General features: G+C 45.0%; 10 protein-coding genes. 8 read left to right on the top strand and 2 right to left on the bottom strand.

Annotated features, from left to right (window positions below):
- Positions 1-6: 6 nt before the first annotated feature.
- On the bottom strand, positions 7-198 hold the full coding sequence (locus QUB35_RS18915) for a hypothetical protein (RefSeq protein ID WP_333143317.1): 192 nt from the start codon (positions 196-198) through the stop codon (positions 7-9).
- 208 nt (positions 199-406) lie between these two features.
- Complete coding sequence (locus tag QUB35_RS18910) at positions 407-1240, bottom strand: prohibitin family protein (protein WP_333143316.1); 834 nt, start codon at positions 1238-1240, stop codon at positions 407-409.
- Positions 1241-2023: 783 nt separating this feature from the next.
- On the opposite strand from QUB35_RS18910, the gene nfi reads away from it, so the two are divergent.
- From nfi to QUB35_RS18870, 8 genes are all read left to right on the top strand, one after another.
- Positions 2024-2677, top strand: coding sequence for a deoxyribonuclease V (gene nfi / locus QUB35_RS18905; protein ID WP_333143315.1), 654 nt, complete (start codon positions 2024-2026; stop codon positions 2675-2677).
- A 474-nt stretch (positions 2678-3151) separates the two neighbouring features.
- Complete coding sequence (locus tag QUB35_RS18900; RefSeq protein WP_006631632.1) at positions 3152-3382, top strand: KGG domain-containing protein; 231 nt, start codon at positions 3152-3154, stop codon at positions 3380-3382.
- Between the two features lie 629 nt (positions 3383-4011).
- A complete protein-coding gene (locus QUB35_RS18895; RefSeq protein ID WP_333143314.1) occupies positions 4012-4641 on the top strand; it encodes an IS607 family transposase in 630 nt (209 codons plus the stop codon).
- A gap of 76 nt (positions 4642-4717) precedes the next feature.
- Positions 4718-5941, top strand: a complete 1224-nt coding sequence (locus QUB35_RS18890) for a hypothetical protein (protein WP_333143313.1) — start codon at positions 4718-4720, stop codon at positions 5939-5941.
- Between the two features lie 277 nt (positions 5942-6218).
- A complete protein-coding gene (locus QUB35_RS18885; RefSeq protein ID WP_333143312.1) occupies positions 6219-6749 on the top strand; it encodes an FHA domain-containing protein in 531 nt (176 codons plus the stop codon).
- Positions 6750-6983: 234 nt separating this feature from the next.
- Entirely contained in the window at positions 6984-8987 is a 2004-nt protein-coding gene (locus QUB35_RS18880; protein WP_333143311.1) for an FHA domain-containing protein, read from the top strand.
- 59 nt (positions 8988-9046) lie between these two features.
- Positions 9047-9475: a hypothetical protein gene (locus tag QUB35_RS18875; protein WP_333143310.1), complete on the top strand. Its 429-nt coding sequence runs from the start codon at positions 9047-9049 to the stop codon at positions 9473-9475.
- A gap of 321 nt (positions 9476-9796) precedes the next feature.
- Entirely contained in the window at positions 9797-11485 is a 1689-nt protein-coding gene (locus QUB35_RS18870) for an ankyrin repeat domain-containing protein (RefSeq protein ID WP_333143309.1), read from the top strand.
- Positions 11486-11507: the final 22 nt, after the last annotated feature.

Raw genomic sequence — 11507 nt, 5'->3', positions numbered from 1 at the left:
CGTTTTTCAGGACTCGCGCAACGTAAATTGTATCTTGGTATTTAAGTAAGCGGGATTTAACTCAGATGTTGCACCATTGTCAAGAACGGGCTCTCCGGCCCGTTCCACAAAGAATAAGTTTTCTTCTTGTGGAACAGGCATCTTGCCTGTTCCTAAACGTTCCACAAAGAATAAGTTTTCTTCTTGTGGAACAGGCATCTTGCCTGTTCCTAAACAAGTAATTGACAATGGTGCAACATCTGAGATTCAACCTTAGTTGTTAGTTGTATTTTATACGCTTGCTGTTGGGCATTTAAAAAAGCACATCTTCACATCCGCAGTGAAAAACCCTCTATTCTTCCCCCCCTCAGACTCTCTCCCCCTCTCCCCTTCTCCCTGCGCCCTGCCAATCACGATCCGCAGCAGCTTATTTAGCAGGAGTGGCACCTTGAGAACTAGGCGGCGCAATATTAATTAATGGCAAAGTTCCGCCTCCTCCCATTACTGTCGGAAACTGGCCGTTCCATTTTTCAATAGCTTGCTGCTGCAAAATTTCGGCTGTTAATGTTTGCCGCTGCAAGCGTTGAGCTTCAGCTTTACCTTTAGCACGGTTAATTTCAGCTTTAGCATCTTGGGTTGCTTTTTGAACAGTAAATTCTGCTTGTTTAGCTTCTTGTTCGGCTATTTGTTTGGATTCGATGGCTTTGCTAAATTCTGGAGAAAAGCCAAAATTTATTAACGAAACATCTCTGACAATGACGCCGTAAGGTTCCAAACGCTTTTTAAGGCTGTTGTCGATTTCTGTTTTGAGTTCCGTGCGCTTAGTGATAATTTCTTCTGCGGTCTTTTTAGAAGTTGCTGCTTTGAGAACTTCCGAAATTGCCGGACTCAGAATGCTGGCAACAATTTGTTCTTCGTCTCCTATTTGTTGGTAAATTTGATTTACTTTTGCGGGGTCAACATTCCAGTTAACTGCCAAATCGGTCGTAATGCTTTGCAAATCTTTGGATGCTGCATCTGCTTTTAAATCTGTTTTTTGTACCCTCACGCTGAGAGTTTTTACAGAGGTGACGATCGGGAAAATCGGGTGAATGCCTTCATCTAAAATCGTGTTTTGAACTTTCCCGAAGCGCATCATAACGCCGCGTTCCCCTGGGCCGACGAGGGCAAAAGGTCTTAAAATCAAGGCGGCGATGATGAAGACGATGCCACCGACGATGTAGAGAGCTAGGTTGTACTTAACACTTTGCATGGTTTTCATATGTTAATTCACCTATGTTGTGTTACTTGATGTTAGTTTTATATTCATCTTATCTAAGATTATAGCTTCATGTTAATGGTGCAACAACTCATAAATTAAGGGAGCATCTCACCTTTGCGGCCAAGCTAGAAATTGGAGTTTTGAGGCAGGAGGCAGGAGGCAGGAGGCAGAAGGAAAGAGGAAGAAGGAAGGAGCCACAAGAAGGAAGGAGCCAGAAGAAGTATTTTTACAAATATGAGATGCTCCCTAAATTAATTGATTCTTTTTCATAAAAGTCATATACTTGCGAGGGTCTGGGAACCTCTTAGCTCGATGAGCGGGGATGAACAATGGCACTTGTAGCAGGGTGAGATTATTGATGAATAAATGTTTCAATCATCTTGACAAACGGGAGTTTTTTAGATAAAGCAGAAGTAAATAGATAGCTCGATCGCTCTGGGACAATGGATAAAATGGCGATCGGAAAGAGAAAGCTTTCTAGAAAGCCAAAAAATCAGCATCAAATAGGTATTTTTTGTAAATTTTGAGTAGAAAATTGGAGAAGGATGCCGATAAAACCTTTGGGGGTTGGTTCCAGCACAAGCGAAAGATAGAATTTCACTCTCCAACGTACAGACTCTATTTGTAGAATTGGCATCGGCCCGCCTTGCTCAACCCTCCTGAGTAGAAAAAAAGACTCCTTGGGCAAGTTGGGAATTTATGGCTACAAACGATAAAGATCCGAGTTTAAAAATGCCCGAAAATAAGTTAAGCTTAGATGAGAACGGTTGAAGAGAAATCAAAATGTTGCAGCGACACCCTTGGCCGCAGACAGTTGAAGAGGCGATCGCCATTCAAGAACAGCTTCGGTCAGAGGTAATTACCGAAAATCAACTGGACACAGTTCGGTACGTCGCAGGCGTAGATGTCGGCTACGACAGTGCAAACGATGTATCGCGGGCCGCTGTAACAGTTCTGAGTTTTCCCGACTTGCAGTTGCAGCAGCAAGCTGTAGTTCGCAGTCCTACAACTTTTCCTTATATTCCGGGTTTCCTGTCTTTTCGAGAAGTGCCGGCAGTTCTCGAAGCTTTAGAAAATATCAGTTTGAGACCAGACTTGATATTGTGCGACGGTCAAGGACTAGCCCACCCCCGCAGGTTCGGTCTTGCTTGCCATTTGGGGGTTTTGACAGGGATTCCCACGATCGGAGTTGCCAAAAATCGATTTATTGGAGAACATTCAGAAGTCGGACTCGATCGGGGCAGTTGGCAACCCTTACTGCTGGAGGGATCAACGGTAGGAGCAGCGCTGAGGACGCAAACAGGGATAAAGCCGATGTATGTGTCGATAGGTCATAAGGTAAACTTGATCAGTGCGATCGAGTACGTCCTGCGCTGCGCCCCAAAATATCGCTTACCAGAAACAACTCGATCGGCAGACCAACTAACATCGGGATAACTGGCAAGCGCGGAATGCCAAAAAAAAAAGTAAAAAGACCACAAAAGCATCCGTCTTTGGACTTTTAATTTTTGAGGTGGCGCCGCCCGAGTCGAAAAATCCTCTGAGTCTACTGCCAATCAGCTTTCGGTTCCATCCTTCCTGCGAACTAAAGCATCCTTCCAGCGAACTAAAGAATGACTATACCTGAGAAAGAGGTATAAAAGTTGGGGGGGTTTATAGAATGATTGAAAGACAGTAACCAGCTTAAAACATTGGCGGCTCTAACTATAGTGCCCGGGCGTGAACTATTTTTAGTTCACATTTGTAAATTATGAAAGATTCCTTCTGCGAGTTAAACCAAAAGCTTAGATTCGTCTGATGAGGTTTCATAATTTACCGTCGGATATCTCACCACTGACTGGGAGTAACCATGACAGTGGGAGGCGAAGGCGCGATCGAGCTAAAAAATCAGAAACAAACAAGGAGACAGTCATGGCTGAGAAAAGCAAACGCGGATTCGCTTCTATGGATGCAGAAAAACAGCGCGCAATTGCTAGCAAAGGCGGAAAAGCTGCACACGAGAAAGGAACTGCACACGAATTCACCCCTGAAGAAGCCAGACAAGCTGGTCAAAAAGGCGGCGAAGCTGTCAGCAGAAATCGCGAACACATGGCTCAAATTGGTCGCGAAGGCGGTCGGAAAAGCCGCAAGAGCGAAGCTTAAGTCTCTGAAGGCTGGCCCTGTAATGAAAGATTGCACAGTTGCAGCGCGAGAGATAGCACGAGGACAGTAAACGTTTGAGGAGGTTGGGCGATCGAAGTTACCAAGGTAGTTCGATCGTCCAACCTCCAAAATTCGTGACTAGCGCACCACAGCCTCGCAAATGTGAAAACCCCCCAGGAATGAGTTTTTAGCAATCGCTGGCAAATCTTGAACAGCAATTTTTTAACCAAGCTGCACTGGGGTTAATAATTTTGCGGGAAACAAAAGCTGGCAAGCGCGATTCAGTCTGTCAAAAAAAGCCAATACGAGCACTAAAAGCCCCGAAGTGAGGGCTTTTTTGTATAGCTGCACATAATATTTTTAGAAGTGCGATCGAGTCGGCGTCATTCGATTTTAGATTTTAGATTTTAGATTTTGGAGGCGACCCCACGGATTAATTCGGGGGCTTGAGGATTTTAGATTTTAGATTTTGGATTGACTCCACGGATAAATCACGTGGCGGGTACCACCTTTGAAATTCTTGGTCAATAATTATAATTAAGTTTTTTGGTGAGGAAGTCCGTCTAATTACTAGAAAACGGAATATTGGAGTATACTGGAGTGATTCTATATATTAGAGTGTTCTAGTAATGTATCTGTCCCCAGCTCAAGCACAGGAAAAATACGGCTACCACCCTAAAACATTAGCAGATTGGGCGGATGACGGCAAAATCGAATACATCCGCTCCAAAGGAGGTCATCGCCGCTACCTAGAGTCCAGTATTGTCGGGAAATCAGGCTTGCAGGAAACTACCGGATTGGTAATCATTTATGCCAGAGTCTCAACTCATTCGCAGAAAAACGATTTAGAGTCTCAAGCTACAGCCCTCAAAGCTAATCGGCAAGGCAACTTAATTCGAGAGATCGGCTCTGGGATGAATTTTAAGCGCAAGAAATTCATTAAATTGATGGAGCGAGTTGGACACGGAGAAATATCTGAAATTGTTGTCGCTCACAAAGATCGTCTGTGCCGATTTGGATTTGAATTTGTGGAATGGTACTGCTCTCAAAATGGCTGCAAAATAACTGTTTTAGGCAAAACCGACCTATCCCCTCACGCTGAATTGATGCAGGACTTTATGAGCGTCATGCACTGCTTTAGTAGCCGCCTTTATTTTCTGAGGCGTTACAAAGACCCGATCAGTAAAGAAGAAATAACGACTAACGAAAAATCTGCGGAACCCATTGACGAATCGGAGTGTATAGGAGTATCCTTGTAAAATGCTCAAACGCCAAAAAGGATATTCAATCGCAACAAAATCAGTTAAAGCGAAATTGATTCGCTCAAAGTTTGATATGCAGGAAACCAAGGATGCTTACAACGAAATAGTGCATTTTTATTTCCTGTTAATTGCCGAAAATCCTCAAGGCGTTAGTATTCCCGTTCAATCTAATGGTGTTTGGCGATACTACGAACTACTGACTGCTGGTCATCAGTTTATCAATGGTTTCCCTTCCCCATTGAAAAGAGCTGCAATTCGACAAGCCATCGGCGCTTACGAAAGTTGGAATTCTACCTACCAAAAATGGTTAAATCGGCCGAAGCGGATGAGGCATCATAAACCTCCTATCCATCCTAGAGCGTTCCGGTTCAACCCGCAGTACGATTCAGGGATGTGGAAAGAGGATGATGGCTTTTCCATTGTTTTGAAGATGCGAGTTGGAGATGCGTGGAAGTGGGTTAAACATCAATACCAATGCCCTCATATCTCAGCGGAATGGGTAAAAGGTTCTCCCAGGATTCAGGTACAAAACGGTTCTTTGTGGATCGTTTTTCCACTAGAAAAGTATGTTCCTGCAACTGGAGGTATCAAGGGACTCATGTCTAAATCCGCATTTAGAACCTGCGGAGTTGATATGGATATCGACAAGTTTATCATCATTGCAACCGTTCTAGAAACCAACGACAGAGGCGAAACGACTGAGATCGCTAGACACTTTATCAACCAGTCGCGTCATATAGCTCGTAGGAAGCGGGATCTAGGAAGAATTGCAATCAAGATGAGAAAATCCCAAATAGTGAGTCGCGGTTTTGCTAAATCAAAATGGGACTCAATAACGGCTAGAGAAATTGACTTTTCTAGGGTTGTTTCAAGGAGTCTTGTTGAATTCGCGAAGCACTGGAAAGCGGATGTAATTAGTTTTGAACACCTGGGTAATCTTCGCCCCAAAAAAGGTAAATTTTCTAGGCGGTCAAATCAAAAACGCGCTTACTGGCTCAAGGGAAAGGTTTTTGAACAAGTCAAGCGGATTGCGTATCAAGATTATGCCATATTGACAACTCGTGTTAGTCCGATGAACACGAGCCGTCTTAGTCCGTGGGGAGATCCACTTTGGAGAGGAGTTAAATTTCCTGCTAGCCCACTTGAATTTGAGGACTATCAATCTGGGGCGGCATTAGTGGCAACTGTTAATGGTTACAAAACTCATTCTGGATTAAATGCCGCCCGCAATGTAGCGTTAAAAGCAATCCAGCGCAACATCCCAGAGGCGGAGCTCAATCTTAAAAGCCTTAAGTAGTAATACTTGAGGTGTGCAATCAAACTAGAACGGTGTTAGCGACTGCCACTTTGATTGTATTAGGCCAGGGTAAACTGCCTAAAAATTCCTACCTTACTACGCTCCACTTGGTTGGGACTAGCTCCCACAAACTAAAGGACGCGACTACAGAGGAGTTGCAAAAGTGAACTTTATTGGGAATGTCGTGTTTCGCTCCGACTTACTCGATTTATGGGTTACTCCTCAAAATAAATCAGCTAATATTTTTTTATCTTTTTGAGCAGCAAACTATACAATCATGACCAACCAGCTCACTTTAGCATGGACAGAAGCTGGGGTGCGCCAAACTCAGACAATTGAAAACGGACAGCCGAGCAAAAATCCCGGAACCGTCAGGCTAGGGCGCGATCCCGCGAAGTGCGATATAGTATTTTCGCATCCCAGCGTATCGGGGCTGCACGTTGAAATATTTTTTAATCAGGAATTGCAGGAGTATGCAGTGCGGAATTTGCGCGAAAGCAATCCGCCGCTGGTAGACGGAAAAATTCTCGCCCGAGGCGAAGCAAAATTGAACTCGGGAAGCCACATCCATTTAGGCCAAGTGCAAATTGAGGTGGTGAATGTGACACAGGTGCAGGTAGCCGCGCCCCAGACTGTTTTGCTGTCTGGGCCTCCCGCACCTGGTAACTTTCACCCGACGGGGCCTTCACAATATGGTTTGCAGTGTCCCAAATGCAGCCGAATTTCGCCTTACGCGCAGTTGAATGCGGGGTGTCCGTGGTGCGGTACTTCTTTGGCGGCGGCGGCGAGTGTGATGCTGTCTCCGTGAAAGTTGGAAAAACTGAGATGTTGCACCATTCTCAAGAACGGGCTCTCCGGCCCGTTCCACAAAGAGTGAATTTTCTTGTGGAACAGGCCGGAAAGCCTGTTCAGAAAAGGCTAATTGACAATGGTGCAAGATTTAAGAAAAACGGAAAATCAGGGTATCCGCTAAACACTCTCAAATTCACAAATCTTTTTTGCAGAAAGCTCAAAGCCGACGGCTGATGTTTAAAAAATAATCATGAATTCTCAACCCTTGCGCCTGCGACTGACTTGGACAGATACAGCTACGGGGGATTGTCGATCCCCCATACTCGACTTACCCATCGCTTTGGGACGAATTTTTGAAGCTATGCCCGCCACAATCAACGGGAAACGAGTTTCTCGAATTGCCCTCAGCAGCAGTCAAGTTTCTCGCTTTCACGCAGTGATTGGCACCGAAGGTAACAGTATTTTACTTACTGACACGGGTAGCCGTAACGGTACTTTTGTTAACGGCATTCGCCAAACCCGTTGCGTGCTGGCAAACGGGGATATGCTGCAAGTTGGGCCCTACGCGATCGGCATTTCTTTTGCTGTGAATTCCCCAGAAACGCCATCGGTCAATTCTCACATTTTCTTTAACCCGCAGACCAATGGGCCAGACCCCACCTTGGGGCAGCCAATAATGTTGCAGGTTCCTCAAACAGGTAGTAGGGGAGAATTTCCGCCGATCGCATTTTTGCAAGCTTCTCAAGTGTCAATGCGATCGCTCCAATCTATGGGACTCCCTATGACAGAAGTTGATTGGGCTGCCGTTGGCGGCGGTTTGGGCAGTTTTATTTGGGTGGATTTGCTCAGAATTTGCGGCGTGAAAATCGATCGAATTGCGGTTTTGGGCATGGAAAACCAGCCTTACGCCCGCTATCTGCGTCTGTGCCTGAATTCTCAAATTCCGCTGCGGGAACGCCTACGATCGAATTCTGACTCTTGTCCAGACAACATTTGGGGGTGGCCTCCCTATGCTTTGCGGGAAGCTTGGCGGGAATTGCTCAAAGGGCGTTTGGGGATGTCGTTGAAGTTGATGTGGCAGGTGTTTGCTGAACCGACTTTTGCCGAAACTTATACGCCTCGCGCGGGGAATGTGTTTGATTCTATTGACAGGGAAGTCGATCGAATTGGGTGGAATCAGATGTTTCGCTACGGTAGAGTGCGGGGAATTCGCAAAACAGATGACGGCAGGTACGCGATCGCTTATTCTCGATCGAATGCCGAGCACCGCGATCACGCTTTTTTAATCGCCAAATACGTACACTTAGCCACCGGCTATCCCGCCATTCAATTTCTGCCAGACTTGCAAGCTTACCGCGAAAAAACCCAGGATTTTGAGTCGGTTGTCAACGCTTACGAAAGCCACGACGGCGTTTACGAAAAATTGGAGGCCAGCGGCGGCAGCGTGTTAATTAGAGGCCGGGGAATTGTGGCTTCGCGGGTGGTGCAGCGAATTTACGAAGCGCGGCAGCGAAACCGTAATATTCAAGTATTGCATTTGATGCGATCGCCCAAACCTCAAGGTAACAAATTTAAACTCGCTGAGCGCAGCGTCGAAAATCACTACGAATTTCAACCTTTCAACTGGCCGAAAGCTTGCTGGGGCGGGGAACTCCGCGTACTTTTGGAAAAAGTCGCCCCGGAATTGCGGCCGCAGTTGCTCACAGACTGGGGCGGCACTACCACCGCCCAGCGCAGCGACTGGCGGCGGATTGTCAAAGAAGGTTTAAGTCAAGGATGGTATCAAATTACCTTCGGGGAAGTCGAGCGAGTCGAGCGCGACAGTCAAAACCGCACGGTGACGTACATTAAGGAGAAGGAACTCAAGGGACAAATTAAGTTAGAGGCTGATTTTATTATTGATGCTACGGGTTTGGACGCTAAGGTAAAAACCAGTCCTCTGTTAAACGATTTGGTAGTTCAATACAATCTTCCCCTCAACGGTTTGGGCCGGCTGAGTGTTAACAACGATTTTGAAGTGCCCGAATTGCGGAATTCTTCTGCTAGCAACACAGAAGGCCGGGTATATGCAGCCGGCGCGATTACTTTGGGGGGGCCTTACGCGCCGGTAGATAGTTTTTTGGGCTTGCAATACGCCGCCTTGCGATCGGTTGAAAGTCTGGCCGCCAACCGAGTTGCTGGTGTGCGGAAATTGAGCGTTTGGCGATCGTTCGTGCAGTGGTTTAAGTGGATTTTCAATAAATCTCCAGATTGATTAAAAACAAAACCCTTTCGCATTCAATCTAAAATCCAAAATCTAAAATCTAAAATCGAATGACTCCCACCTTATTTGGTCGATGGCAAACTCGAATTTTATTATTTGCAACAGTCGGCGTTTTAGTAACACTGCCATTTTTTCTAGGTTTAATCGCTGGTAAATCAGGCTCGATATTTTTCGGGATTTTAGGGTATCTAGCGATTTTTGGCATCGGCTGGGATGCCTTATATATCTCGATCCAGCAGTACCGCTGGGATCGAGATTGGCCCGGCGCATTTCAATTGCTCGCTGGGATTTGGGAAGCACTTTTTGTCTTGCTATTAATCAAAACTATCGGTTTACCGGGGATACCGCTGCTAGACTTTGATTTAGGAGCTTTTGCTCTACATTATAGTTTTGTATGGCTGGCTATTTATCTGGCATCGCAAACAGTAATGCGGATTTTGTTTCCCTACTGGCGTTTCCGAGGCGGCCAATGGTTCTAACAATAGTTTGGTTCAGGGAGCGATCGGGCAAATCTATCTTATAATCCACATCAAGCACCTTGCCAAAACTATCCCTTGGGCTTTCCTGATTATCTTCCTCTCTTGAATTTAGCCAACACGCTCTTGAACTTGGCGATCGAAAAAACCAGAAACCACACCACAACACCCGCACCGATGCTAATCAAAAGCAGCATTAGCTGATGGGTGTATAATGGAGAATTCACCCCTCGCTGGAGAAACTAATGCAATGGAACCTTAACACTATTCCAAAATGCGGTACAAATCTTAGGAATATTTGATTAGTAAATTTAACTCAAAGCAATGCAAATTCATATTGATGCCGAACAAGGAAATATTCCAGGTGTAGCCCACCAAATTGCTAGTGGAGTCGATATTGATAGTACAGATAACTTTTACTCAAACACACCATTGATGTGCGCGATATCTAGCTCAAAGGCAACGAGCGATATGGTTAAGTTTCTTTTAGACAACGGAGCTGATATTGAAGTGATTTGTGGAGAGCATGAAAATAATGTACTCAGCTTAGCCGTGCAGTCAGGGAGTCTCGATAAAGTTCGACTGATTTTGGATGCTGGAGCCAACATAAACTATCAGAGACCAAATGGCTATCATGTTTTAATCGATGCCATAAATGGATGCGCTATCTCAACAGATCGAGAATTCTTATCAATTTTAAGTTTGCTGATCGAAAGAGGTGCAGAACTTAGCAATGTCAGTATCTACAGCAAGTCCGCCGTGAGTTTCGCCGCACAAAGGGGACGTTATGATGCTGTCAAATTATTGCTAGAGGCAGGTGCGGATGCTAGTGACCAATGGGCGGGACTAATGCAAGCGATCGCCTGTGAGGATGTCGAAAATGTAAAGGTATTACTCGCTCAAAATCCCGATCTTTCTGCGCGCGACTGCTGGAGTCGAACTCCTTGGCTGTTGAGTTTGGAAGTCGGTAAGCTTGAAACAGCCAAATTATTATTGTCAGCAGGAGCAGATCGCAGCGATCGTGGACACTGTGGCCAGACTCCATTGATGTATCCCATCGAAAACGATAAAACCGAAGTCTTAGAATGGTTGATTGAGCAGGGATTTGATATCGAAGCTACTGATGATTTTAATAGCACTCCTTTAATTTTAGCGGCAGAATGTGGCGCGACTGATTGCGTGCGTATTCTCTTAGAGAATGGAGCAAATCCTAGTCGAATAAATCATTGCTCTGATAATGCTATTAAATTGGCAAGTAATCTACAAATTGTCCGAATGCTTGTTGATGTGGGCGAAGATTTAAGCGATATTAGCGATGATATGAGGTCATATCTCACTGGAGTGGGTAATTACGATCTCGAAGTAACGCTAGAACAGTATTTGTCTGGCAGAGAGCGTCGATTTGGGAAAACTAATCCAGAAGTAATGGAAGTGGACTTTTGGAAGGCAATGATTCTGAGTGGTAGTGGGGCTTGGGATGCGGACTCAATGTTTAGCGGGGATAACTACGATAGACCTGTTGTATGGTGCTATCAAAGATTTGGGAGAACAATTACAGAATTGCCAGATGGAAGAATCATTGAAATTGCTGGCGAACACGAAGATTACTACGATCCAGACTTTTGTATCTATAACGATGTGGTTGTTTACGACGGACATGGCAATTTTAAGATTTTAGGCTATCCCAAAGAGGTTTTCCCTCCCACTGATTTTCATTCTGCAACCTTAGTTGGAGAGTATATCTACATTATTGGCAATTTAGGCTATCTTAAGGACAGAAACTATAATGAAACGCCAGTTTATCGACTTCACCTCGACACGTTCAAAATAGAAAAGCTGACAACTACAGGAGATAAGCCTCAGTTGATTTGTTGTCACAAGGCGCATTACAAAGAGCCATCAAAAATATTAATTACTGGTGGAAAAGTTGCCGAAAAATACGTTGATAACTCAATCGATTATATTTTGGATTTAACAACTTTAATTTGGAGTCAAGCGAATACGCATGAATAAAATGAGTTCCATTAAGTTAATC

The sequence above is a fragment of the Microcoleus sp. B13-B6 genome, from assembly GCF_036705405.1.
Classification (GTDB): Bacteria; Cyanobacteriota; Cyanobacteriia; order Cyanobacteriales; family Microcoleaceae; genus Microcoleus.
Note: the sequence above shows the minus strand (reverse complement) of the source record. Positions and strands in the feature narration are given on the sequence as shown.

Bases quoted from the DNA above. Each gene is read 5' to 3' on its own strand.
- QUB35_RS18915 (WP_333143317.1), bottom strand. From the start codon at position 198: ATGCCTGTTCCACAAGAAGAAAACTTATTCTTTGTGGAACGTTTAGGA.
- QUB35_RS18910 (WP_333143316.1), bottom strand. From the start codon at position 1,240: ATGAAAACCATGCAAAGTGTTAAGTACAACCTAGCTCTCTACATCGTC.
- nfi (WP_333143315.1), top strand. From the start codon at position 2,024: ATGTTGCAGCGACACCCTTGGCCGCAGACAGTTGAAGAGGCGATCGCC.
- QUB35_RS18900 (WP_006631632.1), top strand. From the start codon at position 3,152: ATGGCTGAGAAAAGCAAACGCGGATTCGCTTCTATGGATGCAGAAAAA.
- QUB35_RS18895 (WP_333143314.1), top strand. From the start codon at position 4,012: ATGTATCTGTCCCCAGCTCAAGCACAGGAAAAATACGGCTACCACCCT.
- QUB35_RS18890 (WP_333143313.1), top strand. From the start codon at position 4,718: ATGCAGGAAACCAAGGATGCTTACAACGAAATAGTGCATTTTTATTTC.
- QUB35_RS18885 (WP_333143312.1), top strand. From the start codon at position 6,219: ATGACCAACCAGCTCACTTTAGCATGGACAGAAGCTGGGGTGCGCCAA.
- QUB35_RS18880 (WP_333143311.1), top strand. From the start codon at position 6,984: ATGAATTCTCAACCCTTGCGCCTGCGACTGACTTGGACAGATACAGCT.
- QUB35_RS18875 (WP_333143310.1), top strand. From the start codon at position 9,047: ATGACTCCCACCTTATTTGGTCGATGGCAAACTCGAATTTTATTATTT.
- QUB35_RS18870 (WP_333143309.1), top strand. From the start codon at position 9,797: ATGCAAATTCATATTGATGCCGAACAAGGAAATATTCCAGGTGTAGCC.